The organism is Klebsiella sp. SYXHC3, from assembly GCF_057196925.1.
In genome coordinates, this window is sequence record NZ_JBXUNG010000006.1 from 32,831 (window position 1) to 59,013 (window position 26,183).

Annotated in this window: 26 protein-coding genes and 1 riboswitch; of the genes, 12 read left to right on the forward strand and 14 right to left on the reverse strand. The window is 57.0% G+C overall.

Annotated features, from left to right (window positions below; translation table 11 throughout):
* Positions 1-154: 154 nt before the first annotated feature.
* Together AC2CGP_RS16080 and bioA are read right to left on the reverse strand one after the other, a co-directional pair.
* Positions 155-631, reverse strand: a complete 477-nt coding sequence (locus AC2CGP_RS16080; RefSeq protein WP_015704792.1) for a kinase inhibitor — start codon at positions 629-631, stop codon at positions 155-157.
* 70 nt (positions 632-701) lie between these two features.
* Positions 702-1,991, reverse strand: a complete 1,290-nt coding sequence (bioA, locus tag AC2CGP_RS16085) for an adenosylmethionine--8-amino-7-oxononanoate transaminase (protein WP_475702363.1) — start codon at positions 1,989-1,991, stop codon at positions 702-704.
* An 85-nt stretch (positions 1,992-2,076) separates the two neighbouring features.
* Between bioA and bioB the strand changes: the two genes are divergently transcribed.
* The 5 genes from bioB (at position 2,077) to uvrB (ending at position 8,308) form a co-directional block, all read left to right on the forward strand.
* Positions 2,077-3,117, forward strand: coding sequence for a biotin synthase BioB (bioB, locus tag AC2CGP_RS16090; protein WP_045364657.1), 1,041 nt, complete (start codon positions 2,077-2,079; stop codon positions 3,115-3,117).
* Complete coding sequence (gene bioF, locus AC2CGP_RS16095; protein WP_475702362.1) at positions 3,114-4,271, forward strand: 8-amino-7-oxononanoate synthase; 1,158 nt, start codon at positions 3,114-3,116, stop codon at positions 4,269-4,271. Before bioB ends, bioF begins: the two co-directional genes overlap by 4 nt.
* Entirely contained in the window at positions 4,255-5,010 is a 756-nt protein-coding gene (bioC, locus tag AC2CGP_RS16100) for a malonyl-ACP O-methyltransferase BioC (protein ID WP_087867908.1), read from the forward strand. Before bioF ends, bioC begins: the two co-directional genes overlap by 17 nt.
* Positions 5,003-5,692 carry a dethiobiotin synthase gene (bioD, locus tag AC2CGP_RS16105; RefSeq protein ID WP_475702361.1) on the forward strand — a complete coding sequence of 230 codons (690 nt, stop codon included), beginning with the start codon at positions 5,003-5,005 and terminating at the stop codon, positions 5,690-5,692. The genes bioC and bioD overlap by 8 nt, the downstream gene beginning before the upstream one ends.
* Before the next feature lie 600 nt (positions 5,693-6,292).
* A complete protein-coding gene (gene uvrB, locus AC2CGP_RS16110; protein ID WP_015367612.1) occupies positions 6,293-8,308 on the forward strand; it encodes an excinuclease ABC subunit UvrB in 2,016 nt (671 codons plus the stop codon).
* A 197-nt stretch (positions 8,309-8,505) separates the two neighbouring features.
* Here the strand turns inward: uvrB and pmrB are convergent, their stop codons facing one another.
* The 4 genes from pmrB to yvcK all read right to left on the reverse strand — a co-directional run bounded on the left by pmrB (position 8,506) and on the right by yvcK (position 12,935).
* Positions 8,506-9,603: a two-component system sensor histidine kinase PmrB gene (gene pmrB, locus AC2CGP_RS16115; RefSeq protein ID WP_046883538.1), complete on the reverse strand. Its 1,098-nt coding sequence runs from the start codon at positions 9,601-9,603 to the stop codon at positions 8,506-8,508.
* 4 nt (positions 9,604-9,607) lie between these two features.
* The gene (gene pmrA, locus AC2CGP_RS16120) at positions 9,608-10,279 is read right to left on the reverse strand and encodes a two-component system response regulator PmrA (RefSeq protein ID WP_032705592.1); all 672 of its coding nucleotides are present in this window, start codon (positions 10,277-10,279) and stop codon (positions 9,608-9,610) included.
* Positions 10,276-11,919 carry a phosphoethanolamine transferase EptA gene (gene eptA, locus AC2CGP_RS16125; RefSeq protein WP_046883537.1) on the reverse strand — a complete coding sequence of 548 codons (1,644 nt, stop codon included), beginning with the start codon at positions 11,917-11,919 and terminating at the stop codon, positions 10,276-10,278. The genes pmrA and eptA overlap by 4 nt, the downstream gene beginning before the upstream one ends.
* Before the next feature lie 110 nt (positions 11,920-12,029).
* The gene (gene yvcK, locus AC2CGP_RS16130) at positions 12,030-12,935 is read right to left on the reverse strand and encodes a uridine diphosphate-N-acetylglucosamine-binding protein YvcK (RefSeq protein WP_032712921.1); all 906 of its coding nucleotides are present in this window, start codon (positions 12,933-12,935) and stop codon (positions 12,030-12,032) included.
* A 208-nt stretch (positions 12,936-13,143) separates the two neighbouring features.
* Positions 13,144-13,281, forward strand: a riboswitch (molybdenum cofactor riboswitch).
* On the opposite strand from yvcK, the gene moaA reads away from it, so the two are divergent.
* The 6 genes from moaA (at position 13,269) to AC2CGP_RS16160 (ending at position 16,730) form a co-directional block, all read left to right on the forward strand.
* On the forward strand, positions 13,269-14,258 hold the full coding sequence (gene moaA / locus AC2CGP_RS16135) for a GTP 3',8-cyclase MoaA (protein ID WP_059304916.1): 990 nt from the start codon (positions 13,269-13,271) through the stop codon (positions 14,256-14,258). (Overlaps the previous riboswitch by 13 nt.)
* Before the next feature lie 23 nt (positions 14,259-14,281).
* Complete coding sequence (moaB, locus tag AC2CGP_RS16140; protein ID WP_015367606.1) at positions 14,282-14,794, forward strand: molybdenum cofactor biosynthesis protein B; 513 nt, start codon at positions 14,282-14,284, stop codon at positions 14,792-14,794.
* A 3-nt stretch (positions 14,795-14,797) separates the two neighbouring features.
* Positions 14,798-15,286: a cyclic pyranopterin monophosphate synthase MoaC gene (moaC, locus tag AC2CGP_RS16145; protein ID WP_015367605.1), complete on the forward strand. Its 489-nt coding sequence runs from the start codon at positions 14,798-14,800 to the stop codon at positions 15,284-15,286.
* Complete coding sequence (moaD, locus tag AC2CGP_RS16150) at positions 15,279-15,527, forward strand: molybdopterin synthase sulfur carrier subunit (protein WP_015367604.1); 249 nt, start codon at positions 15,279-15,281, stop codon at positions 15,525-15,527. The genes moaC and moaD overlap by 8 nt, the downstream gene beginning before the upstream one ends.
* 1 nt (position 15,528) lies before the next feature.
* Positions 15,529-15,981, forward strand: coding sequence for a molybdopterin synthase catalytic subunit MoaE (moaE, locus tag AC2CGP_RS16155; protein ID WP_015367603.1), 453 nt, complete (start codon positions 15,529-15,531; stop codon positions 15,979-15,981).
* 44 nt (positions 15,982-16,025) lie between these two features.
* Positions 16,026-16,730, forward strand: a complete 705-nt coding sequence (locus AC2CGP_RS16160) for a Bax inhibitor-1/YccA family protein (protein ID WP_015367602.1) — start codon at positions 16,026-16,028, stop codon at positions 16,728-16,730.
* 93 nt (positions 16,731-16,823) lie between these two features.
* Here AC2CGP_RS16160 and AC2CGP_RS16165 read toward each other — a convergent pair whose 3' ends face one another.
* From AC2CGP_RS16165 to AC2CGP_RS16175, 3 genes are read right to left on the reverse strand one after another with little or no spacing between them, the layout of a single operon-like run.
* Positions 16,824-17,789: a lysylphosphatidylglycerol synthase domain-containing protein gene (locus AC2CGP_RS16165; protein WP_015367601.1), complete on the reverse strand. Its 966-nt coding sequence runs from the start codon at positions 17,787-17,789 to the stop codon at positions 16,824-16,826.
* Positions 17,786-19,030 carry a cardiolipin synthase ClsB gene (gene clsB, locus AC2CGP_RS16170; protein WP_015704806.1) on the reverse strand — a complete coding sequence of 415 codons (1,245 nt, stop codon included), beginning with the start codon at positions 19,028-19,030 and terminating at the stop codon, positions 17,786-17,788. Before clsB ends, AC2CGP_RS16165 begins: the two co-directional genes overlap by 4 nt.
* Positions 19,027-19,788, reverse strand: coding sequence for an endonuclease/exonuclease/phosphatase family protein (locus AC2CGP_RS16175; RefSeq protein ID WP_046883536.1), 762 nt, complete (start codon positions 19,786-19,788; stop codon positions 19,027-19,029). The genes clsB and AC2CGP_RS16175 overlap by 4 nt, the downstream gene beginning before the upstream one ends.
* A gap of 131 nt (positions 19,789-19,919) precedes the next feature.
* On the opposite strand from AC2CGP_RS16175, the gene AC2CGP_RS16180 reads away from it, so the two are divergent.
* Positions 19,920-20,330, forward strand: a complete 411-nt coding sequence (locus AC2CGP_RS16180; protein ID WP_046883535.1) for a YbhQ family protein — start codon at positions 19,920-19,922, stop codon at positions 20,328-20,330.
* Here AC2CGP_RS16180 and AC2CGP_RS16185 read toward each other — a convergent pair.
* The 5 genes from AC2CGP_RS16185 to cecR all read right to left on the reverse strand — a co-directional run bounded on the left by AC2CGP_RS16185 (position 20,292) and on the right by cecR (position 26,008).
* A complete protein-coding gene (locus AC2CGP_RS16185) occupies positions 20,292-21,398 on the reverse strand; it encodes an ABC transporter permease (protein WP_046883534.1) in 1,107 nt (368 codons plus the stop codon). The two genes, AC2CGP_RS16180 and AC2CGP_RS16185, sit on opposite strands and share 39 nt — an antisense overlap.
* A gap of 88 nt (positions 21,399-21,486) precedes the next feature.
* Complete coding sequence (locus AC2CGP_RS16190; protein WP_046883533.1) at positions 21,487-22,620, reverse strand: ABC transporter permease; 1,134 nt, start codon at positions 22,618-22,620, stop codon at positions 21,487-21,489.
* The gene (locus AC2CGP_RS16195) at positions 22,610-24,349 is read right to left on the reverse strand and encodes an ATP-binding cassette domain-containing protein (protein ID WP_020079305.1); all 1,740 of its coding nucleotides are present in this window, start codon (positions 24,347-24,349) and stop codon (positions 22,610-22,612) included. The genes AC2CGP_RS16190 and AC2CGP_RS16195 overlap by 11 nt, the downstream gene beginning before the upstream one ends.
* On the reverse strand, positions 24,342-25,334 hold the full coding sequence (hlyD, locus tag AC2CGP_RS16200) for a secretion protein HlyD (RefSeq protein ID WP_015704812.1): 993 nt from the start codon (positions 25,332-25,334) through the stop codon (positions 24,342-24,344). The genes AC2CGP_RS16195 and hlyD overlap by 8 nt, the downstream gene beginning before the upstream one ends.
* The gene (gene cecR, locus AC2CGP_RS16205; RefSeq protein WP_015704813.1) at positions 25,331-26,008 is read right to left on the reverse strand and encodes a transcriptional regulator CecR; all 678 of its coding nucleotides are present in this window, start codon (positions 26,006-26,008) and stop codon (positions 25,331-25,333) included. The genes hlyD and cecR overlap by 4 nt, the downstream gene beginning before the upstream one ends.
* Between the last annotated feature and the right edge of the window lie 175 nt (positions 26,009-26,183).

Here is a 26,183-nt window from a genome sequence, read left to right on the forward strand (position 1 = left end):
TGAGGCCGCCAACAACGGCAGTTTCAGCAAGCATGGTGAATAAATTAAAGGCAGGCCGCACGGACCGTAGGTCGGGTAAGCGCAGCGCCACCCGACAATATACCGGTGCCGCGGGTTGCCCGGATAAGGCGCAAGCCGCTATCCGGGGGGATAATTAACTGAACAGGGCGGTGATGGAAGCGCTGGCGAGCGAATGGAAATGGACATTAAAGCCGACCATCGCGCCGCTCGCCTCGGCATCGACATCAATCTTATCGATATCCAGCGCGTGCACGGTAAAAATGTAGCGGTGGGTTTCACCCTTCGGCGGCGCCGCGCCGCCGTAGCCGGCCTTACCAAAATCGGTGCGGGTCTGAATGGCCTCTTCCGGTAGCTCCGCCTGACCGGAACCGGCCCCCTGCGGTAAAACCCGGGTATCGGCAGGCAGGTTGGCTACCACCCAGTGCCACCAGCCGGAACCGGTCGGCGCATCCGGGTCGTAGCAGGTGACGACAAAGCTTTTGGTTCCTGCGGGAACGTCGTCCCACATCAGATGCGGCGAAAGATTATCGCCATCGTACCCCATACCGTTGAATACGTGACGATTAGGCAGCTTGCCGCCGTCTTGCAGATCGTGACTGGTCAGTTTCATGCTTCATCCTCATTGATAATGCGCTGATTAACAAAGAAGTGTAGCTTTCCCGACGGCGCAATTCCGCTGTTTATTCGCTAAAAAATGTTTCTTCTTGTACCGCCATATTGACCGCACGGGTCAGGCGAGTCAGCTGTTGTGGGCTGATGATGTACGGTGGCATCAGATAAATCAGCCGGCCAAACGGGCGGATCCATACCCCTTGCTCAACGAAAAAGCGCTGCAGAGCGGCCATGTTCACCGGATGACGGGTTTCAACCACGCCAATCGCGCCGAGTACGCGCACGTCGGCGACCCATTCTGACTCTCGTGCCGGAGCCAGCTCGGCCTTCAGCTGGGCTTCAATCGCCGCTACCTGCTGTTGCCATTCGCCGCTCTCCAGCAGGCGCAGGCTTTCGCTTGCCACCGCGCAGGCCAGCGGATTACCCATAAAGGTGGGGCCGTGCATAAAGCAGCCGGCTTCGCCATTGCTGATGGTTTCAGCAACTGTTCGGGTGGTGATGGCGGCGGAAAGGGTCATGGTACCGCCGGTCAGCGCTTTACCCAGACACAGAATATCGGCGGAGATACCGGCATGCTCGCAGGCGAACAGTTTGCCGGTACGGCCAAAGCCGGTGGCAATCTCATCGGCGATCAGCAAAATCCCTTCCCGGTCGCACATTTTACGCACTCGCTTCAGCAACTCCGGATGGTACATGCGCATCCCGCCGGCGCCCTGGACTACCGGTTCGAGGATCACCGCGGCGATTTCGTGGCGATGCGCGGCCATCAGGCGGGCAAACGGCACCATATCCATCTCGTCCCACTCGCCGTCGAAGCGGCTTTGCGGCGCGGGGGCAAACAGGTTATCTGGCAGGTAGCCCTGCCACAGGCTGTGCATTGAATTCTGCGGATCGCAGACCGACATCGCGCCGAAGGTGTCGCCGTGATAGCCGTTGCGGAAGGTCAGGAAACGACGGCGCGGCTGGCCTTTAGCCTGCCAATACTGCAGCGCCATTTTCATCGCCACTTCTACCGCCACCGAACCGGAATCGGCGAGGAAAACGCACTCCAGCGATTCCGGCGTCATCGCCACCAGTTGGCGACAGAGCGCCACCGCCGACGGATGGGTGATCCCGCCGAACATCACGTGCGACATCTGGTCGATCTGCGCTTTCATCACCGCATTCAGGCGCGGGTGATTGTAGCCGTGGATCGCCGCCCACCAGGAGGACATGCCGTCAACCAGTTGTTCGCCGCCGGCGAGGGACAGCTCGCAACCGTGGGCGGAAACCACCGGGTAGACCGGCAGGGGGGAAGTCATAGAGGTGTAGGGGTGCCAGATGTGGCGCCGATCGAAAGCGAGATCGTCCAGTGTCATAAGCGACTTGTAAACCATTTTGAAAACATTTAGGTTTACGAGTATAAACCGAACCGCAAATTAACAAAACCTTTTGGAGAGGCCAATGACTCACCACGCACGCTGGACAATGTCGCAAGTTACTGAGTTATTTAATAAACCACTCATCGATCTGCTGTTTGAAGCGCAGCAAATCCACCGCCAGCATTTTGACCCGCGTCAGGTACAGGTCAGTACGTTGCTGTCGATTAAAACCGGCGCTTGTCCGGAAGATTGTAAATATTGCCCGCAAAGCGCACGCTACAAAACCGGTCTTGAATCCGAGCGCCTGATGGAAGTCGAGCAGGTGCTGGAATCAGCGCGTCAGGCGAAAAACGCTGGCTCGACCCGCTTCTGCATGGGCGCGGCGTGGAAGAACCCCAACGACCGCGATATGCCGTACCTGGAACAGATGGTGAAAGGCGTCAAGGCGCTGGGGCTGGAGTCCTGTATGACGCTCGGTACCCTTACCGATAGTCAGGCGCAGCGTCTGGCCGGCGCGGGGCTTGATTACTACAACCATAACCTCGACACCTCACCGGAATTTTACGGCAACATCATCACCACCCGTACCTATCAGGAGCGTCTGGATACGCTGGATAAGGTGCGCGATGCCGGGATTAAAGTGTGCTCCGGCGGCATCGTCGGGTTGGGGGAAACCGTGAACGATCGCGCCGGGCTGCTGCTGCAGTTGGCCAATCTGCCAACGCCGCCGGAAAGCGTGCCCATCAATATGCTGGTGAAGGTCAAGGGCACGCCGCTGGCGGATAACGACGATGTCGACGCCTTCGATTTCATCCGCACGATCGCTATTGCGCGCATCATGATGCCAACCTCCTACGTGCGTCTCTCCGCCGGGCGCGAGCAGATGAACGAGCAGACTCAGGCGATGTGCTTTATGGCCGGGGCGAACTCGATTTTCTATGGCTGCAAGCTACTGACGACGCCTAACCCGGAAGAAGATAAAGACCTGCAGCTGTTCCGCAAGCTAGGGATTAACCCGCAGCAGACGGCGGTGCTGGAAGGCGATAATGAGCAGCAGCAGCGCCTGGAGCAGGCCTTACTCACCCCGGACACAGAGGAATACTACAACGCGGCGGCGCTATGAGTTGGCAGCAACGAATCGATCGAGCGCTGGATGAACGGCGGGCGGCGGAGGCTTTACGTCGCCGCCTGCCGGTAAGCCACGGCGCCGGACGCTGGCTGGAGCGTGAAGGGGAGCGCTGGCTCAACTTCTCCAGTAATGACTACCTCGGCCTGAGCCAGCATGGCGAGATTATCGCCGCCTGGCAGCAGGGAGCGGAACGTTATGGCGTCGGTTCCGGCGGGTCGGGCCACGTTAGCGGCTATAGCGAGGCGCATCGCGCGCTGGAAGAGGAACTTGCCGACTGGCTGGGCTATCCGCGCGCGTTGCTGTTTATCTCCGGCTTTGCCGCGAATCAGGCGTTGATTGCCGCGCTGGCGGAAAAAGACGATCGGATTGTGGCCGATCGCCTGAGCCATGCCTCCCTGCTAGAGGCGGCAAGCCTCAGCCCGGCGCAGCTGCGCCGCTTTACCCACAATGACCCGCAACAGCTCGCTCAACTGCTGGCGAAACCGCTGGACGGCCAGCAGTTAGTCGTTACCGAAGGGATTTTCAGCATGGACGGCGACAGCGCGCCGCTGGCTGACATTCAGGCGGCAGCCCGCAGCGCCGGCGCATTATTACTGGTTGATGATGCTCACGGAATCGGGGCGATTGGCGATGAAGGGCGCGGAAGCTGTCATACGCAGGCGGTTCGCCCGGAGCTGCTGGTAGTCACCTTCGGCAAGGCGTTTGGGGTAAGCGGCGCGGCGGTACTGTGCAGTGAATCGATGGCCGATTATCTGCTGCAGTTTGCCCGTCATCTCATCTACAGCACCGCGATGCCCCCGGCGCAGGCGGTAGCGCTGAGCGCGGCGTTGCGGATCATTCGTAGCGATGAGGGCCAGCAGCGGCGGGAAACCCTGACCGCCCGCATCCGTCAGTTCCGCGCAGGAATGGGCGATGTTTCGCTGGGGCTGACCGATTCCCGGAGCGCGATTCAGCCGCTGATTGTCGGCGATAACGCGCGAGCGCTTGCTCTGGCCTCCAGCCTACGCGAGGCCGGCTGCTGGGCTACCGCCATTCGCCCGCCGACGGTTCCCGTCGGCGGCGCTCGCCTGCGCCTGACTCTGACTGCCGCTCATCAGGCCGAGGACATTGCGCGTTTACTGGAGGTGCTGCATGGCCAAGGTGAATAAGCAGGCGGTCGCCGCGGCGTTTGGTCGGGCGGCCAGCGGCTATACGCAACATGATGAGCTGCAGCGCCGCAGCGCCGAATTGCTGCTGCGCCAGTTGGCGAGGAGCGATTTTTCCCGGGTGCTCGATGCCGGCTGCGGCCCCGGCAGCATGAGCCGTTACTGGCGCGAAGCGGGAAGCGAAGTTACCGCGCTGGATCTCTCCGCCGGGATGCTGGCGCAGGCGCAACGCAACGGCGCCGCGCAGCATTATCTACAGGGCGATATCGAAGCGCTGCCGCTGCCGGATGCCTGCTTCGATCTGGCATGGAGTAACCTGGCGGTGCAGTGGTGTGACGAGCTAAGCGCGGCAATCGGCGAGCTGTACCGGGTGGTGCGGCCCGGCGGGCGAGTAGCGTTCACCACGTTGCTCGCCGGATCGCTACCGGAACTCAATCAAGCGTGGCGGGCGGTCGACGACCATCCCCATGCTAACCGTTTTCTCAGCGAACAGGCGGTAAGGGCGGCGCTGAGCGGCCTGCGCGCCGAAGGCGTCGTGCATCAGATTAGCTTACCGTTCGCCGACGCGTTAAGCGCCATGCGCTCGCTAAAGGGCATTGGCGCTACCCACTTACATCAGGGGCGGGCGTCTGCTCCGCTTAGCCGCGGCAAGCTGCGTGAACTGCAACTGGCCTGGCCGCAACAGCAGGGCCAGTGCCCGCTGACGTATCATCTTTTTACAGGAGTCATTGAACGTGACTAAACGTTTCTTCGTCACCGGAACCGATACTGAAGTCGGTAAAACCGTCGCCAGCAGCGCGCTGCTGCAGGCGGCGAATCAGCTGGGATTTAACACCGCAGGCTATAAGCCGGTGGCTTCCGGGAGCGACCTGACCGCACAAGGGTTACGCAATGAAGATGCGCTGGCCCTGCAGCGTAATAGCCGGGTGGCGCTGCGCTATGAACAGGTTAACCCTTATACTTTTGCCGAACCGACCTCGCCGCATATTATTAGCGCCGATGAAGGGCGACCGATTGCCGCGACGACGCTTTCCAGCGGTTTACGCGAACTGGAGCGCCTGGCCGACTGGGTGCTGGTGGAAGGGGCGGGCGGCTGGTTTACGCCGCTCTCGGAAACCCTGACCTTCGCCGACTGGGCGCAGCAGGAGCAATTGCCGGTGATTTTAGTGGTCGGCGTCAAACTTGGCTGTATCAATCACGCGATGCTCACCGCCCAGGCGGTACGCGAAGCCGGGCTGCCGCTCGTGGGCTGGATCGCCAACGATATCCAGCCACCGGGTAAACGCCATCGCGAATATCTGCAAACCTTAACGCGGGTATTGCCAGCGCCGCTGCTGGGGGAAATTCCCTGGCTTGCCGACGCATCGCAGCGTCAGGATCTCGCGCAGTACCTGGATCTGACCCCCTGCAATAACCCCGCATAAACCTGCGAGACGGCTCTATTTTTTGTTGACAGGACGATGAAATGTGGTCCAGAAAACGCAAAAAATCCAGCCGTCTTTAGCTGATAAATATCAAAAAAAATTCGATAATTTTTTTTAGCCACGGGCTTTGGTCCGATGAGACTTTTCTGCCGGGTGGCAGACCTCGCGGCCTGCAGGCAGTTATCCACTATTCCTGTGGATAACCTTGTGTATTAGAGTTAGAAAACTTGCGGTAAGCTAGAGAGTACGCGGCCTGCGAGCAAATTGGCGCGAAACCCGTCTTTTGGTAAATTATGTTTTATTTCAGCAAGTTAAATAAAAGCAATGGCTGTCAGAAAAGTGTCACCGGCTGCCATAAAAGATTCATTACCTTGCTTGACAAATGTTAAATGATAAATGTTTCTGGGGATAACCACACAGGCTGGTGGATTATTCCGCAAAGCGCGCATTTTACGCCCGCAGTCGGACGACCGCGCGTCCTTTTGCCGCCATACAATAATGCGATACTGTTTTTATATCCAGTATTATTTATTGGCAAAAATGAAACTGAAGGGTAGAATTAAACACCTGCTGGCCAATCCCATCTTCAGGTCCTGAAATATGAGCAAACCATTCAAGCTGCACTCCGCATTCCGTCCTTCCGGCGATCAGCCCGAAGCCATCCGCCGTCTGGAAGAGGGGCTGGAAGATGGCCTTGCGCATCAAACCCTGCTTGGGGTAACCGGTTCGGGGAAAACCTTCACCATCGCCAACGTTATCGCTGACTTACAGCGCCCGACGATGGTGCTGGCGCCGAACAAAACCCTGGCGGCGCAGCTGTATGGCGAGATGAAAGAGTTCTTTCCCGAGAATGCGGTGGAGTATTTTGTCTCCTACTACGATTATTACCAGCCTGAAGCCTACGTACCGAGCTCGGATACCTTTATCGAAAAAGACGCCTCGGTGAACGAACACATTGAGCAGATGCGTCTGTCGGCCACCAAAGCGTTGCTCGAACGGCGTGATGTAGTGGTGGTGGCTTCGGTTTCCGCCATCTACGGTCTTGGCGACCCGGATCTGTATCTGAAGATGATGCTGCACCTGACCACCGGCATGCTGATCGACCAGCGGGCGATCCTGCGTCGGCTGGCGGAACTGCAATACACCCGCAACGATCAGGCCTTCCAGCGCGGCACTTTCCGCGTCCGCGGCGAGGTTATCGATGTTTTCCCGGCGGAATCCGATGATATCGCGCTGCGTATTGAACTGTTTGACGAAGAGGTCGAGCGGCTATCGCTGTTTGACCCGCTGACCGGCCACGTCGAATCGTCCATTCCACGCTATACCATCTATCCGAAGACCCACTACGTTACGCCGCGCGAGCGTATCGTACAGGCGATGGAAGAGATCAAAGACGAGCTGGCTGACCGCCGCAAGGTCCTGCTGGCGAACAATAAACTGCTTGAAGAGCAGCGGCTGAGCCAGCGCACTCAGTTCGACCTCGAAATGATGAACGAGCTGGGCTACTGCTCGGGGATTGAAAACTACTCGCGCTTTCTCTCCGGGCGCGGGCCGGGCGAGCCGCCGCCGACGCTGTTCGACTACCTGCCGGCGGATGGCCTGCTGGTTATCGATGAATCGCACGTGACTATCCCGCAAATCGGCGGTATGTACCGTGGCGACCGGGCGCGTAAAGAGACGCTGGTGGAATATGGCTTTCGCCTGCCGTCAGCGCTGGATAACCGGCCGATGAAGTTCGAAGAGTTTGAAGCGCTGGCACCCCAGACCATCTACGTTTCAGCGACGCCGGGTCCCTATGAGCTGGAAAAATCCGGCGATGAGGTGGTAGACCAGGTCGTTCGCCCAACGGGCCTACTGGATCCGGTTATCGAAGTGCGGCCGGTGGCGACGCAGGTCGACGATCTGTTATCAGAAATCCGTACCCGTGCGGCGATCAATGAGCGTGTACTGGTGACGACGCTGACCAAACGCATGGCGGAGGATTTAACCGAATACCTGGAAGAGCACGGTGAACGGGTGCGCTATCTGCACTCCGATATCGATACCGTCGAGCGTATGGAAATTATTCGCGATCTGCGTCTTGGCGAGTTCGACGTGCTGGTGGGGATCAACCTGCTGCGCGAAGGGCTGGATATGCCGGAAGTATCGCTGGTGGCGATACTTGATGCCGATAAAGAGGGCTTCCTGCGTTCCGAGCGCTCGCTTATCCAGACCATCGGCCGCGCGGCGCGTAACGTGAACGGTAAGGCGATTCTTTACGGTGATAAAATCACGCCATCGATGGCGAAGGCGATCGGTGAAACCGAACGCCGCCGCGAGAAGCAGCAGCGTTATAACGAAGAGCACGGTATTGTGCCGCAGGGTCTTAATAAGAAAGTGGTCGATATTCTGGCGCTGGGTCAGAACATCGCGAAGACCAAAGCCAAAGGCCGTGGCAAAGCCCGTTCTCCGGTGGAAGCCGATAGCGTCGAACTGACACCGAAAGCGCTGCAGCAGAAGATCCACGAGCTGGAAGGGCAAATGATGCAGCATGCCCAGAACCTTGAGTTTGAGGAAGCCGCGCAGATCCGCGATCAATTGCATCAGCTACGCGAACTGTTTATTGCGGCATCATAAGGGTGATAGGGGAGCCGTGCAAAAATGACGGCAATTTGCAATTGCCGTCACGCTATTATCGTAGGATCTTAATGTTGGCTTAATTTTCTTCAGCGACACTATCCTCAGTTTAATGAGGATAGCGCCATGCAAAAACTGACCAACCGTGAATATCTGGCCATTGCGACCGCCTTTGTGATTGTGGTCGCCTTCTTACATCAATGGGTATTAACCTTCTGACGCGAACTGCGTGGGAACAGCACCCAGGCGCGGACGCCCGGTCCGGGTTGACGGTTATGTAAAAAGAATTGCGCATCGTGCAGTTGAGCGATGCGGGTGACAATGCTTAAACCGAGGCCTATTCCACCATAGCGGCTATCCATACGGACAAACGCTTTACTCAGTTCGCCGCTTTTGGCCTCATCAATGCCCGGCCCTTCATCTTCAACTGCCAGAATCGGCGTATTTCCCGGTTTTACCGAAATCTTAATCTTCGACCCCACGGGGCTATAGCGGTGCGCATTCTCCACCAGATTGCGTAAAATCACCCGCGCTAACGTCGCATCTCCGGAAATGAGATCCTCGCCGGCGCCGCTTTCTATCTCCAGGGTCTGTTGGCGCGCTTCGAGCATTGTTTTCAGCTCATCCTGCAGAGGCTCCACCACATCTTCGTGCAAATGCACCTGCTGGTAACTCCCGGCGGAAAACGACTGCCCGACGCGCGCCAGTTGTAGCAGCTGCGAAATGCTGTTGGTCATCTGATCGAGGCGTTGAATTAACGGATCAACGCTGACGCCGTGAACCTTCGCCAGCAGTTCCAGATGCAGGCGCAGCCCGGCAAGAGGGGTACGAAGTTCGTGGGCGACGTCGGCGGTAAACAGACGCTCGCGATCGAGCGTCAGGGTCAGCCGCGACACCAGTTGATTAATCGCCATGGTCACTGCGGTCACTTCCGGCACCGACTCCTGCAAAATAATGGGTTGCAGATTATCCGGCGTCCGGCTTTCCAGCTCGCTCTGCAGATTTGATAGCGGACGGGTGATTTTCTTCACCGCCATCAGGCTGATATATAGCGCCAGACCGATGATCAGCAGGCTTGGCACCAGCAGGCTGGCGACCGCCTCGCGTACCTCATGTTCGACGTGCCTTTGATTGTTATGACCCTCAATGGCGCTGGCAACCAGCAGCTGGATTTGCTCTTTGCTTTCATGCCATAGCCAAAATACGCTGATCAGCTGGCAGACCACCAGAATCGCGCCGATGGTCAACAGCAGGCGGTGGCGCATGGTCCAGGTTTCGGTCGCAAACAGTGCCATAGCGTTATTCTGACTCCGTATTATTCACCAGCATGTAGCCAAAGCCGCGGACGGTGCGGATCCGCGCTTTACCAATCTTGTCGCGCAGATTATGGATATGCACTTCGAGGGTATTGGTGGCCGGTTCGTTATCCCAGCTGTAGATATCATTGTAGAGAATTTCGCGATGTACCGGGCTGCCGGCCTTCATCATCAGGCGCGAGAGCAGAGCATACTCTTTTGGCGTCAGCTCCAGCGATTCGCCGGCCAGCCACACCTGACGACGGGTCACATTAAGGCGCAGGTTGCCGACGGTCAGCTCATTATCGCCCTGATTATTATGGCGACGCAGCAGCGCGCGAATGCGGGCGTTGAGCTCTTCAAGCGCGAAAGGTTTCACCAGGTAATCGTCAGCGCCGGTATCCAGCCCGCTGATGCGGTCGCCCACGGTATCGCGGGCGGTGAGGATTAACACCGGTTGGGTGAATTTCTCCCGGCGCATACGCGCCAGGAAATGCAGACCGTCTTCATCCGGCAGGCCCAGGTCGAGCACCACCAGACTGTAATGGTTGCTGGCTAACGACAGCGCGGCTTCATGCGCGGTGGCGACGCCATCGCAGACATAGCCTTCGCTTTGCATGGCCAGAATTAACCCTTGTAACAGGAGCGCATCGTCTTCAATGACTAAGATTTTCATCTGCCGGTCTCTCTACATGGCGTTAAAAGGTCGTCTTTTGCCTGATACTCGCGGGTGTCTACCCCGAGCAGGCCAAGCAGGGTAGAGAACAGATTATCTTGTGAATAATCGTTCGTCTTCGCCTGCTGTTGCAAACACTGGCTGGATACGCCATAGCGTTGCTGATAATCCAGCGACAACCAGAGCAACATCGGCACGTGTTTTTGCGTATCCGGCGCTATGGAGTACGGCAGGCCATGCAGATACACGCCATCTTCACCCAGCGATTCGCCGTGGTCAGACAAATACACCAGACTGGTGGTGAATCTATCTTGTTTTGATTGCAGCAATTTTATCGCTTTATCAACCACATAGTCGACGTACAAAATGGTGTTGTCGTAGGTATTGGTCAACTGTTGTTGCGTACAACTTTGGATTTCATTGGTATCGCAGGTCGGGGTGAATTTTTTGAATTCAGCCGGGTAGCGATTGTAATAGGTCGGGCCATGACTACCAATGGTGTGCAGAACGATAATGCCATCCTGCTGTAAATTATCGATATAGCTATCAAGATTATGGAACAGCACGTCATCGTAGCACTCGCCATCAATGCACTCGCCGCTGAGGTTCAGGTTGGTGACGTTTTGGTGCGGTACGCGGTCACAGGCGCCTTTACAGCCGCCATCGTTGTCGTTCCATAGCACCTGAATACCGGCGCGCTGCAAAATATCCAGAACGCCTTCCTGATGGTGCGCCAGTTCTTCATCGTAATGCGCGCGCGGCATATTGGAGAACATGCAGGGGACGGAAACCGCGGTTGCGGTGCCGCAGGAGGTGGTTTTCGGGAAGTACACCACGTCGTCCTGTTTCAGGCGCGGGTTAGTTTCGCGATCGTAGCCGCCCAGCGAGAAATTCTCGGCGCGCGAGGTTTCGCCCAGCACCACGATGGTCAGATTTTTACGCGCGCCGTTATGCATCACCGCTTTCTGTTTGGCATCTTCGCCGATCTTCACCAGCGGCAGGTTATCCATCCGGTTATGCGCATACCACGAGTTCAGCGCCACAATGCTGTTGGAAGGGCTTAAAGATTTCACCAGCTCCTTATTGTTACGGAATACCGAGGCGTAATCTTTGTAGAACAGCGCCGCCACCAGCACAATGAGCAGCGCTGAAACGGCGATATTGAGCAGGCGCATCGTCGCACCGCGCCAGAAAGAGGCCGGTCTGCGAACTTTAATCCACCAGGCGACCAGAACCATCAATAGCCCGGAGAGACCCAGCACGATGACCATTTGCGTCGACAGCAGGGCAAAACTTTCCGCAGGTGTCGTATCGAAGATATTGGCGATCATCGAACGGTCGATCACCACGCCGAAGGTCCAGATAAAGTACTGCGCCGAGGCGCTCAGCAGAATAAACAGGCTGATGACTACCCGGTCGAGCTTTAAGAACGAGGCGAGGGTGGTGATGATGTTCATCACGCTAATTGCCACGATCGGCATGCTAAGGAAAACCAGCCAGTTATGGAGATTGTTTACCGGCAGTAGCGGGAAAACCTGGCGATAAAAGGCCAGGTTAAGAAAGATACCGATATAACAGGCAAAGAGAGTCAAATAAGCCGTGCGGCTGAGTACCGGCCGACGTAAAGAAATAAACGACATAACGAATACCCGTAGTAGGAGATGTTCGTTATGTTGACAGCGATATTTTAAGACAACCTTAAGATTTTAATCTGAGGCGTCATCTTGTTTAAAATAGTTCCGCTTGAGGATTAACCTAATGCCTGAATAGCCTGCTCCAGCGCCTGGCGTAGCAGCACGCGGTCATGACGATAGGTGACATCGCTGGCGTCCAGCTCGGTCTGAATCACCAGTCGTTCTTCCATACCCTTAACATCGGCTTTCGGCCCGACGATGGCGGCATCAATCACTTTTTTGCCGACGTAATGTTCCAGAATCGTCATTCTGTCCGCCAGCGTTAGATTGGCGGCAGGGCTATGTTCCTTACCCAGGTTATCGATAAACACCATGGGCGCCGGGGTCCGCCGCAGCGCCTGGGCCATTTCGTCGAGCAGTAAAATGGGCAGCAGGCTGGTGTAGAAGCTCCCTGGCCCAATCAGGATCAGATCGGCCTCGGCGATGGCCTCAACCGCTTCGCGAGTCGCCGGAACCGGTGGGCTGAGCATCAGTTCCTGCGGGATGTGATCCAGCTGATCGATATTCACTTCGCCATACACTTCATGGCCTTCATGATCGAGCGCCACCAGATCGACCGGTTGCTCCGACATCGGAATCAGGAAAGCATCCACTTTAAGCAGGTTTCTGATCAAATTGATCGCCTCTAAAGGCCGCACACTCAGGTGATCCAGCGCCTTTAACATCAGATTTCCGAGGTTATGCCCGGAAAGCTCGCCATTACCGCCAAAACGATATTCAAACATCGCGGAAGCGACGCTGGGTTCGGCGATTAATTGATTAATGCAGTTGCGCATATCGCCCCAGGCGATCCCCCCTTCCGAGCGGCGAATTCGCCCCGTTGATCCGCCGTTATCGGTGGTGGTCACGATGCCGGTCAGGCGTGAGCCGAGCGACGAGAGCGACGACATCACCCGCCCCAAACCGTGGCCTCCGCCAAGGGCGACGACGCGGTCCAGATCGGCGAAAGTGCGATTGCGCATACGAATTCCTTCTGTTCAATGTTCGGGTTTAGCGTCTCCGATCTACCCCTAAAAGATAATGCCCGGTTTCCGTCAAACTGACCGATATCAATGTTAAAGTGTGATTTTTGGCTATTCTGTACTGAAAATGCAAGATATTAGCGATATATAGATGATTATATAGCGAAAATGAAAATGGCGAAACCATCGTTAAAGCGCTACTATCGGCATAACCAACTAACACTCTAGCCTTGGTACCTGTGTCGCAAGATATGGTGCTCTGGCCGCGGCAGCCGCGCTGTCGCCAGGGCGTGGAAAGAAATGACCGCGCCTCCCGTACTTGGAAAGGTGTATATGGCCTCACAGCTTACTGATGCATTTGCGCGTAAGTTTTATTACTTGCGCCTGTCGATTACCGACGTGTGTAACTTTCGTTGCACCTACTGCCTGCCGGACGGCTACAAGCCCGGCGCCGTGACCAACAAGGGTTTTCTTAGCGTAGACGAAGTGCGCCGCGTGACGCGCGCTTTTTCCGCCCTTGGCACGGAAAAAGTCCGCCTCACCGGCGGCGAACCCTCGTTACGTCGCGACTTTACCGAGATTATTGCCGCCGTGCGTGAAAACAGCGCGATTCGTCAGATCGCGGTGACCACCAACGGTTATCGCCTGGCGCGTGATGTCGAACGCTGGCGCGATGCCGGGCTGACGGCGATTAACGTCAGCGTCGATAGCCTCGACGCTCGCCAGTTCCATGCCATCACCGGTCAGGATAAATTTCAGCAGGTGATGGACGGTATTGACGCCGCCTTTGCCGCCGGCTTTGAAAAGGTTAAGGTCAACACCGTGCTGATGCGTGATGTCAACCATCACCAGCTCGACACTTTCCTCGCGTGGATCAAACCTCGCCGTATTCAACTGCGTTTTATTGAGTTAATGGAAACCGGCGAGGGCAGCGACCTGTTCCGCCGTCACCACATTTCCGGCATGGTGCTGCGCGATGAGCTGCTGCGCCGCGGTTGGATCCACCAGATCCGTCAACGAAGCGATGGCCCGGCACAGGTCTTTTGCCACCCGGATTACGCCGGCGAAATCGGCTTGATCATGCCGTATGAAAAAGACTTCTGCGCCACCTGTAACCGTCTTCGCGTCTCATCCGTTGGCAAACTGCACTTGTGTCTGTTCGGCGAAGGCGGCGTAGATCTGCGCGACCTGATGGCCGAGGACGAGCAGCAGGCCGAGCTGGAAGCGCGGATAGCCGAAGCTTTAACCCATAAAAAGCAGACCCATTTCCTGCATCAGGGCAACACCGGTATTACGCAGAACCTGTCGTATATTGGCGGATAATCGTTTTCGAAAGGAGCATTCAGATGAGCCAGGCTAGCGCTGAGTTTATCCCGACCCGTATTGCTATTCTTACCGTTTCCAACCGCCGCGGCGAAGAGGACGATACCTCCGGCCACTGGCTGCGCGATGCGCTGCACGAAGCGGGACATACCCTCGTCGATAAGGCTATTGTGAAAGAGAACCGCTACGCGATTCGCGCCCAGGTTTCGGCGTGGATTGCCAGCGATGAGGTGCAGGTGGTGTTGATCACCGGTGGTACCGGTTTTACCGATGGCGATCAGGCGCCGGAAGCGCTGCTGCCGCTGTTTGACCGCGAGGTCGAAGGTTTTGGCGAAGTGTTCCGTATGCTCTCGTTTGAAGAGATAGGCACCTCGACGCTGCAATCCCGCGCCGTTGCTGGCGTTGCCAACCGCACGCTGATTTTCGCGATGCCGGGCTCGACCAAGGCCTGCGCCACCGCGTGGGAAAATATTATCGCGCCACAGCTGGATGCGCGCACTCGCCCGTGCAACTTCATTCCTCATTTAAAGAAATAGTTTATGTCACAACTGACCCACATTAACGCCGCGGGCGAAGCCCACATGGTTGACGTCTCCGGCAAAGCGGAAACGGTGCGTGAGGCGCGCGCTGAGGCTTACGTCGAAATGCAGGCCGCAACGCTTGCGATGATTATCGACGGCAGCCACCATAAAGGCGATGTGTTCGCCACCGCGCGTATCGCCGGGATTCAGGCCGCGAAACGTACCTGGGAGCTGATCCCGCTGTGTCATCCGCTGATGCTCAGCAAAGTAGAAGTGAACCTGCAGGCGCAGCCGGAGCATAACCGCGTGCGCATTGAGTCACTCTGCCGCCTGACCGGTAAAACCGGCGTAGAAATGGAAGCGCTGACCGCGGCCTCGGTTGCCGCGCTGACCATCTACGACATGTGTAAAGCGGTACAGAAAGATATGGTTATTGGCCCGGTACGTCTGCTGGCGAAAAGCGGCGGCAAGTCCGGCGATTTTAAGGTGGAGGAAGCCCATGATTAACGTCCTGTTTTTTGCCCAGGTGCGCGAACTGGTTGGCACCGATACCCTGACTCTCGACGCCAGCGAATTGCCGACCGTTGAAGCCGTGCGTCAGCAGCTTGCCGCGCGCGGAGACCGCTGGGCGCTGGCACTGGAAGAAGGAAAATTGCTGGCGGCGGTCAACCAGACGCTGACCTCGTTTGACCATCCGGTCGCGAGCGGCGACGAAGTGGCGTTTTTCCCGCCGGTCACCGGGGGCTAAGATGACGCAGACTCGTATCGTGGTAAGCCCGGCGCGCTTTTGTGTCGGCGATGAGTATCCGTGGCTGGCCGAGCGGGATGAAGACGGCGCGGTGGTCACCTTCACCGGCAAAGTACGTAATCACAATCTCGGCGACAGCGTGAAAGCGCTGACGCTGGAGCACTATCCGGGCATGACCGAAAAATCGCTGGCGGAAATCGTCGAACAGGCGCGGGAGCGTTGGCCGCTTGGCCGGGTGACGGTTATCCATCGCATTGGCGAAATGTGGCCGGGCGAAGAGATTGTTTTTGTTGGCGTGACCAGCGCCCACCGCGGCAGCGCCTTCGCCGCCGGCGAGTTCATCATGGATTACCTGAAAACCCGCGCGCCGTTCTGGAAACGCGAGGCGACGCCGGATGGCGAACGCTGGGTCGATGCCCGCGACAGCGATCATCAGGCGGCAGAGCGCTGGTAGTGTGATACGCTTACTGAGAGAAACTTGTTAATCAGGAGATAGTCATGGACAGATTCCCTCGTTCCGATTCCATTGTTCAGAGCCGCAGCGGCCTGCAGACCTACATGGCGCAGGTTTACGGCTGGATGACGGTCGGGTTGTTGTTAACCGCGTTTATCGCGTGGTTTGCGGCGAATACCCCGGCGGTCATGATGTTCGTCTTTTCAAGCAAAATCACTTTCTTCGGGCTGATCATCGCCCAACTGGCGCTGGTGTTTGTGCTCTCGGGGATGGTGCAGCGCTTAAGCGCGGGTATGGCGACGACGCTGTTCATGCTTTATTCGGCGTTAACAGGGCTAACGTTAGCGAGCATCTTTATTGTTTATACCTATTCGTCTATCGCCAGCACTTTTGTGGTGACCGGCGGGATGTTCGGGGCGATGAGCCTGTATGGTTACACCACTAAGCGCGATCTGAGCGGCTTCGGCAGCATGCTGTTTATGGGGCTGATTGGTATCGTGCTGGCGTCGCTGGTTAACCTGTGGCTGAAGAGCGAAGCGCTGATGTGGGCGGTAACCTACATTGGTGTGCTGGTGTTTGTCGGCCTGACCGCCTACGACACCCAGAAGTTGAAAAACATCGGCGAGCAGATTGATACCCGCGATAGCGCCACGCTGCGTAAATACTCTATTCTCGGCGCCTTAACGCTGTATCTGGACTTCATCAACCTGTTCCTGATGCTGCTGCGTATCTTCGGCAACCGCCGTTAATATCATCCCGGATAGCGGCGCGATGCGCCTTATCCGGGCTACCAATCCAGGCAATCCGCAAAAATGTCGCCCGGTAAGCGCAACCGGGCCGTTTCATCCGCGGGCCAGCTTGCGCTCGTTTTTTTGCCGCAGCTTTTTCGCCCGACTCTCCAGCACCAGATAGGCGATGGTCGCCAGCAGCAGCGGCAGAAAATAGTACAGCGCGCGCCACGCCAGCAGAGCGGCAATTATCGCCCCCTTCGAAATCGACTCGCCGGAGAGCATGGCGATAAACACCGCCTCCAGCACGCCAATCCCGGCGGGAATATGAACGATAACGCCGGCGATACTGCTCACCAGCAGCACGCCCAGCACCAGAAAATAGTTAATCTCGCTGCCCAGTAGCAGCCAGATAATCGCCCCCATCACCATCCAGTTCGCCGCTGAAATCCCTATCTGTAGTAGAGCGAAACGAAAAGAGGGCAGCACCAACCGCTGTCCCTTAATCGTCATGTGGCGGCGTTTGGCGAAGGCGCAACCGAAAAGATAGATCAGGGTTAAAAGCAGCAGAACGCCGCCAATAATACGCAGCGTGGTTTGACTGATGTACCAGTGCGGCGGCAACGTCACCAGATTCGCGGTGAAAATGACGCCGCCCAGTAGAATATAGCCCAACCAGTTGGTGGTAATGCTAAGCGAGAAAATACGGGTAATAGTGCCGCCGTTCAGCCCCAGCCGCGAGTACAACCGATAGCGCATCCCGATCCCGCCGACCCAGGTGCTGAGCGTCAGGTTAAAGGCGTAGCAGATAAACGACACCAGCATCACCTGTTTTTTTGCCAGCTTGTGGCCGCACCAGGCTCGCCCGAGCAGATCGTAGCAGCCATAAATCAGGTAGCTGACGATAACCAACCCAACGGCGCTAAATAGCGCCAGACGATCGTAGCCGCGGATGACCTTCCATACATCCTGCCAGTCGACCTTTTGCGCATAAATTACCAGCAATACGATGACGGCGATAAAAAAGAGCGCGGTCAGCACTCTTTTCGCCATCCGCCAGCGGGGATGCGATTTGCTCATAGCGGATTGTCTCTGGTTTGCGTTTCTACACGATCCTGGGTTTCAATTTCCGGCTGCACCGGCGGGCTGACCCTGGCTAACTGCGGGGTATGCGCCGGCAGCCAACCGACCCAGGCGGGGAAGTGGCGCAGAAAGTGGAAAGCCAGCACGCTGACGCCGAGCCGCCACCAGTTACGTTTTGGCAGCATGGATTTATCTATCTGCTGGCAGTCCCTGGCGATAAGGCCGTTGAGGTTATCACGCAGGGTCTGATTGAACTCTCGGTCGTGGATAATCAGGTTGGCCTCCAGATTCAGCGACAGACTCAGCGGGTCGAGATTACTTGAACCGACGGTGGCCCAGTGGTCGTCCGCCAGCGCAACCTTGCCATGCAGCGGACGGCGGCGGTATTCATACACCTGAACGCCGCCTTTAATCAGGTAGTGGTACAGCAGGTGGGCGCCAAACTTAACAATCGGAATATCCGGCTCGCCCTGGACAATCAGCTTCACCCGTACGCCGCGCCGCGCGGCATTGCGCATCGCGTGCAGCAGACGGTAGCCGGGAAAGAAATAGGCGTTGGCGATGATGACCTCGCGGCGGGCGCTGGTCAGCATTTTCAGATAGTGACGTTCAATATCGTCACGATGTTCATGGTTATCGCGCCAGATAAACAGCGCCTGCGCTTCGCCAGGGGTTTGGTTAATTTCCGGCTGATGCCGACGGCGTCGCCACCAGCGGCGGGCTGCCTCGCTGGTGGGCAGGTTCTCCAGTTCGAATTGGAGAATATCGAGCACCACCGGCCCCTCAACCTGCACGGCATAATCCTGTTTCGCCTCCGGTCCGTAATCGCTCATGTGCTCGGCAGAGTAGTTAATGCCGCCAACAAACGCGGTTGTGTCGTCAATCACCACGATTTTTCGATGCATGCGGCGGAATAAATTGGTACGCATACCCATTAGCCGGGGGCGCGGATCGTAGTAGCGGAAGACCACGCCAGCGGCGGTGAGTTCGCCGACAAACTCATCGCTGAGGTCCGGCGAGCCGTAGCCGTCGAGCAGTACTTCCACCTGAATCCCCCGGCGGGCGGCTTTCAGCAGCACCGCATGCAGGCGCCAGCCCACCTCATCTTCAAACCAGATAAAGGATTCAAGGATCACCTTGCGCTGCGCGCGGCCAATGGCGGCGAATAACGCCGGATAATACTGGTCGCCATTCTCCAGTAGGGTAATACGATTGCCTTCCTGCCAGCGACATTTCACAGATGTATCTCCACGCTCAGGGGCGCATGATCGGACAGATGCCGCCAGTGTTTAAGCGCCAGCGCCTTCGGATGGCTGGCATGAGCATTCTTAACGTAAATACGATCGAGTCGTAGCAGCGGGAAAGCGACCGGAAAGGTGCGTAGCGGCCGCCCGCGGGCGCGGGTAAAAATCTCCTCAAGCCCTGCCTGCGCTTTTAATGGCTGATTAGCCTGCTGGCGCCAGTCGTTGAAGTCGCCAGCTACTACCACCGGATCGTCTGCCGGTAGCGTGTTGACCCATTCCGCCAGCATCGTTAGCTGTGCCTGCCGCTGGTGCGTGCGAAGACCGAGATGCACGCAGATGACGTGGATCGTCACGCCGCTGTGCGGAGGTACGATGCGACAGTAAAGCAGGCCGCGTTTTTCGCCATTGCCGACTGAGATATCGCGATTTTCATAATATTCAATGGGAAAGCGCGACAGTACGGCATTGCCGTGATGGCCTTCGGGGTAGACCGCGTTGCGCCCGTAGGCGTAATCGCTCCACATGGTGTCGGCAAGAAACTCGTAATGGGTGGTATCAGGCCAGTTTTCGATATGCAAAGGGTGCACTTCGTGCGCGCCCATCACTTCCTGTAGGCAAACTATGTCGGCGCTGACGCTGCGAACGGCCTCGCGCAATTCGGGCAAAATAAAACGCCGATTAAACGCCGTAAAGCCCTTGTGGGTGTTAATTGTCAGCACGTTCACCGAAATTCGCGACGTTGGCTTAGCCATAATTCTCCAGTTAATGTCACTTTCCTGAATAAAATAGTGTAGTAGACGTCACAAAAAGATGCGGTGATACGGAATTTTCCGTAAAGTGCGGTACTCTGAGTAACAGAGAAAAATCCTTCAGGAGAGAAGCCATGAAGTGGCAACAACGTGTACGCGTCGCAACGGGTCTTAGTTGCTGGCAGATTATGTTGCATCTACTGGTCGTGGCGTTACTGGTGATGGGTTGGCTGAGCGGCGCGCTGGTGCGCGTCGGATTAGGGCTGTGCGTATTGTACGGCGTCACGCTGCTGGCGATGCTGTTTTTACAGCGTCACCATGAAGCGCGCTGGCGCGACGTGGGGGACTTCCTTGAGGAACTCACCACGACCTGGTACTTCGGTGCCGCCATGATAGTGCTCTGGTTGTTGTCGCGCGTGCTGCACAACAACCTGCTGCTGGCCCTCGCCGGGCTGGTCATACTGGCAGGCCCGGCGGTGGTATCGCTGCTGGCGAAAGATAAAAAACTACGCAATCTTTCTTCGGAACATCGCGTACGCCGCTGAGCCGGTGGTGGCCGCTATGACTAATAGCGGCCACAAACTTCCCCACACAATCTTCAGACTCGCATCCTTCAGATAAATTTGCTTGGTGATATCGGTAAAGTGCCGGATTGGGTTTATCCAGGTCAAATCCTGCAGCCACTGCGGCATGTTTTCTACCGGTGAAACGTAGCCGGATAGCAGAATCGCCGGCATCATAAAGACGAACACGCCGATAAATGCCTGCTGCTGGGTTGAACACAGCGAAGAAATCAATAAGCCAAAGCCTACCAGCGATAGACCGTAAATCAGCATGGTGAAATAGAACAGCAGCAGCGAGCCGGCAAATGGGATCTGATAGGCCCAGATGCCGATCGCCAGCACGATAGTCGCCTGCATCGTGGCGACAATCAGCGCCGGTACCGCTTTGCCAACGAAGATTTGCCAGGTGGCGAGCGGTGAGACCAGCAGCTGATCGAGGGTGCCCTGTTCGCGCTCGCGTGCCACCGACAGCGAGGTAACGATCATCACCCCGATGGTGGTGATCATGGCGATAAGCGACGGCACCACGAACCATTTATAGTCGAGATTCGGGTTGTACCAGTTGCGTACCACCAGTTCGCTGTTGTTCGGTTTTGCTTTATCCTGCAGCAGTTCCTGCTGATAGTTTTTAACAATCTGCTGTAGATAGTTAGCGGCGATTTGCGCGCTGTTGGAGTTACGCCCGTCGAGCAGTAGCTGTAGCGGGGCGGTTTGATAGTTGTCGAGATTACGCGAGAAATCCGTCGGGAAGCGCACCACGAGCAGGGCTTTTTGTTCATCGATGGTCGGTTGAATCGCCTGCGGGCTTTTCAGCAGCAGGACGTGGGTAAAGGCTTTGGCGCGGGCAAAGCGCTGGGTGAGCTCCACCGCGTGGCGGCCGCTATCTTCGTTATAGATAGCGATGGTAGCGTTGGTCACCTCAAGCGTGGCGGCAAAGGGAAACAACAATACTTGAATCAGCACCGGCATGATTAAAATCATCCGCGTTTGCGGTTCGCGCAGCAGCGACTGCAGCTCTTTGCGGATTAATGTCCATAAACGATGAAACATAAAACCTTCCTCATGTCGGACCCGGGCGACCGAAACTTACCGTAGGCCCGGTAAGCGTAGCGCCACCGGGCAAAATTCGAGCGCAGGGTTAATCCAGACGCCGTTTGGTTTTCAGCCACGTCAGGCCGATAAACATCACCGCCGAAGCAATCAAAAACAGCACGTTCACCAGCAGCACCACCGGAATATTGCCCGCCAGAAACAGGCTTTGCAGGGTGTTGACGAAATAACGCGCCGGGATCACGTAGGTCACCGCGCGGATCACCGCCGGCATACTGTCTATCTGGAAAATAAACCCGGACAACATAATCGATGGTAAAAAAGCGGCGTTCAACGCGACCTGCGCGGCGTTAAACTGGTTGCGGGTAATGGTCGAGATCAGTAACCCCATTCCCAGCGTACTAAGCAAAAACAGGCTGGTGATGACAAACAGAATCAGCAGCGAGCCGCGATAGGGCACGCCGAGAATAAATACCGATACCAGCATACACAGCAACATCGCCAGCATGCCGAGGAAATAGTAGGGAATTATCTTGCACAGCAGCAGTTCGGCGCGGGTGATTTCAGTGGATAGCAGCGCTTCCATGGTGCCGCGTTCCCATTCGCGCGCTACCACCAGCGAGGTCAATATCGCGCCGACCACGGTCATGATGATGGTAATTGCGCCAGGGATAATAAAGTGCTGACTGATGGCCGCCGGGTTAAACCAGTAGCGCATCTGCACATCGATAAGCGGTTCAAAGGTCTCACCGCGATCTTCCGCCCGCTGCTGTTGCCAGATCTGCCAGATACCTTCGACGTAGCCCTGCGCGAAGTTAGCGGTATTCGGTTCGCTACCGTCGGTAATTAACTGAATCGGCGCATTGGCGCCGGCGCGGGCCATCTGACGGTCAAAGTCGACGGGAATGACGACCATCGCGCGGATGCGCCCGGCCTGCATCAGCTCAATCAACTGCTGGCGATTATCGCTGACGGTGGCGTCGATATAGGGTGAGCCGGTCATGGTATGGACGAAATCCAGCGCCTCTTCGCTCTGCTGTTCCAGCAATACGCCGACCCGCAGTTTGCTGGAGTCGAGGTTTATGCCGTAGCCGAAGATAAACAGCAGGAGCAGGGGGATCACCACCGCAATTAGCCAACTGCTGGGATCGCGGATGATCTGCCGGGTCTCTTTGACGCACAGCGCGCGTACTCGTCGCCAGGAAAGAATGCTATTGCTCATGACCGTTTTCCTTGTCCCATTGGTTAATCAGGGTAATAAACGCCTGTTCCATAGTGGGATCCGCCTGACTGTCATTCGCCGCCTGCGCCTTCAGCGCGTCCGGCGTGCCGCTGGCGATAAGCTTGCCGTGGTAGACCAGCCCGATGCGGTCGCAGTATTCCGCCTCATCCATAAAGTGGGTAGTCACCATCACCGTGACCCCTTTATCGACCATGCTGTTGATATGCAGCCAGAACTCGCGGCGGGTTAGCGGGTCGACGCCGGAGGTGGGTTCATCGAGAAACAGAATGTCGGGTTCATGCATCAGCGAGCAGGCCAGCGCCAGCCGCTGCTTGTAGCCGAGCGGTAGCTCGTCGGCGGCGTGGCCGGCGATACTTTTCAGGCCAAAGGCATCGCTCATGCGCGCGATTTTTTCATTTTGCGCCCGGCCGCGTAGGCCGTAAACGCCGGAGAAAAAACGCAGGTTCTGTTCGACGCTGAGGTTGCCGTACAGCGAGAATTTTTGCGCCATATAGCCTAAATGTTGACGTGCTTTACCGGAGCTAACCTTGAGGTCCATCCCCAGCACCAGCGCTTTTCCGTCGGTCGGCACCAGCAGGCCGCACATCATTTTGAAGGTCGTGGATTTACCGGCGCCGTTAGGGCCAAGCAGGCCGAAAATCTCACCGCGCTTAACCTGGAAATCGACGTGATCGGTGGCGGCGAAATCACCAAACTTTTTCGTTAACGACCGTGCTTCAATGACCGTTTCGTCTTTGTTGCCGTCCACGTGATGAATAATCTCTCCTAACGGCGACTCGGCGGTTCCGGCGCCGCCTAACAGGTCGATAAAGGCGTCTTCAAAACGCGGCGCAGTTTCGGCCACCTGTAGCGGCGGCATGTTGCCGTTTTGCTGAACCTCATCAATGCGGGCTGCCTTTTTCAGGATCAAACGCACCGATTTGCCCTGAATCACGCCATCGCTAATTTGCGGCAGTTTCAGCGCCCGCTGCAACAGGCGGCGGTTGTTTTCCTGCGGGCTGGAGACCAGAAAGCTGCGCCCGGCCATGGTTTGCGTCAGCGCCTTCGGTTCGCCCTGGTAAAGCAATTTACCTTCGTTCATCAGCAGCACATCGCGGCACTGCTCGGCTTCATCGAGATAAGAGGTGCTCCACAAAATTAGCATGCCGTCGCCGGCCAGTTCGTGCACCATCTGCCACAGCTCGCGGCGCGAGATAGGGTCGACCCCGACTCCGGGCTCATCTAACAACAGCACTTTAGGATCGCCCACCAATGTACAGGCGAGCCCCAGCTTTTGTTTCATGCCGCCGGAGAGTTTGCCGGCTAATCGCCCGGTGAAAGGGCCAAGAGATGTGAATTCCAGCAGGCGCTCGAATATTTTCTTGCGCGCCTCGCCGGTGACGCTGCGCAGATCGGCGTACAGGTTCAGGTTTTCCATCACCGTCAGATCTTCATACAGGCCGAATTTCTGCGGCATATAGCCGAGCGCCGCGTGCAGCGCGCCGTCGTCCTTCAGCGGATCGAAGCCGATTACGCTGGCGCTGCCCTCATCAGGCTTAAGTAAACCGGCCAGCATTCGCATCAGCGTCGTTTTACCTGCGCCATCTGGGCCGACGAGCCCTGTGACGTAGCCTGAGTGAATCGTACAGTTCAGCGGCGCGACTGCGGGTCGGTCCATACCGGGAAAACCGCGTGTCAGTCCGGTTAAAGTTATCGCGTCCTTACTCATGCCCGTTTCCGTTGCTGAAGGAGACGGTCACCGGCATGCCCTGGCGCAGCGCGGCGTCGGCGTCGTTCACCACGATGCGCAGGCGGTAGACGAGATCGGTGCGCAAATCCGGTGTTTCTACGGTCTTTGGCGTGAATTCGGCGCTGGGGGAGACAAAGCCGATTTTACCGTGATAGGGCTTGTTCGGCCGGCTATCGGTATACAGCAGTACTTCGCGCCCCGGCTGCGCCTGGCCGAGATTTTTCTCGTCAACGTAGGCGCGTACCCAAACCGGATGGGTTAACGATAGCGTCAGCACCGTGCCGCCGGCGTTTAACATGGTGCCAGGTTCGACGGCGCGGGTCATCAAGGTGCCGTCGGACGGCGCGGTCAGTACGGTATCATGCAGGTCCAGTTTGGCTTGCGCCAGGGCCGCCTGCGCCTGTTCAAGGCTGGCTTTGGCCTGGGCAATTTCCTGCGGGCGGTTACCGGCGCGATATTGACGCAGTTTATCCTGCGCCGATTTTAAGGTCGCCTGCGCCTGATCGCGTGAAGAACGGGCGTTTTCGAGGTCGTTGGCGGAAATCGCGCTGCTGGCGCGCAGGCCGAGCTGACGTTGATAAAAATTCTGCGCATAGACCCAGGCGGCCTGCGCCTGATTAACCGCGGCCGCCGCCTGCGCAATCTCTTCGGCACGGTAACCCGCCATCATCAAATCGTACTGAGCCTGGGCGGTGGAAACGTTGGCCTGCGCCTGTTGCAGCGCGTTTTCATATGGCGCGCGGTCAAGTTCGCCGAGGGTTTGCCCACGGCGAATTTCATCGCCTTCATCGACGTTCAGGGTTGCCAGCCGCCCGCCGACGCGGAAGCTCATATTCACAGTGCGAATATCGACATTGCCGTAGAGAGTGAGATCTTTTGCCTGGCTGCTTTGATACCACCACCAGCCGCCGCCGAGCGCGGCGAGCACGATGACGACCAATAGAACGACGACGGGTTTTTTCATGATCCCAGGCTCCTTTGCGCTAACCCTTGCAGAATGAAATCGATATGACAGGTGATCACCTGAAAAATTTGTTCAGCCTTTTGTTGATCGAACTGCGCCCAGCCGGTACGCAGTAAAATGGTTTCCCGCCCGAGCCGGAAGGCCAGCACCTCGCCAAGCAGGGCGTGGGTGTGCAGAATCATCTGCGTATCGTTGGCATCGCGCCCGGTCCAGGCGGCGATAAGCCGGGTCAAATAGCTATGTAGCGGGGCGATAACCTGCTGATGGATAAGCTGGTAAGCCGCGGTAGGGGAGAGCTGCTCGCGAGAGATAAACTTGCTGAGGTTGACCGTGTCGTCCTGGGTCAGCAGCAGACTCATATCGCGGCAGCTGCGCAGAATCAATTCCCGCAGCGCCGGTTTGTCAGGTTTCGTCTGGGCCAACAGGGCTTCGGCCGCCTCGGCATGCGGGCGGAAATTCTCGCCGATACAGTCGGCGATCCACTGCGCGCAGGCGAGATACAGGTCGTCTTTCGAACCGAAATAATAGGTGATAGCGGCGATATTTTGCCCGGCCTGCGCGGCGATATCGCGGGTCGTCGCATGGAGGCCATATTCGCCGAATTGCGCGATGGCGGCGGCGATAAGCTGGCTTTTGGCTTGTTCGCCTTTACTGGTCACGGAGGTACTGTTCATCGCACTCTAAAAAATTAATCAATCGATTGATTAAGAATAGGGGCGATTCGCTGAACTGTCCACCATGGTGAAGACGAAAAATTACCCGGCGCAAGCGAGCATTATTTTGCTGGTAATTCCTGCGGGGATATTTTATGCGGTTCGTCACAAAATCTGCTAAACTGCGCCCCTTCAT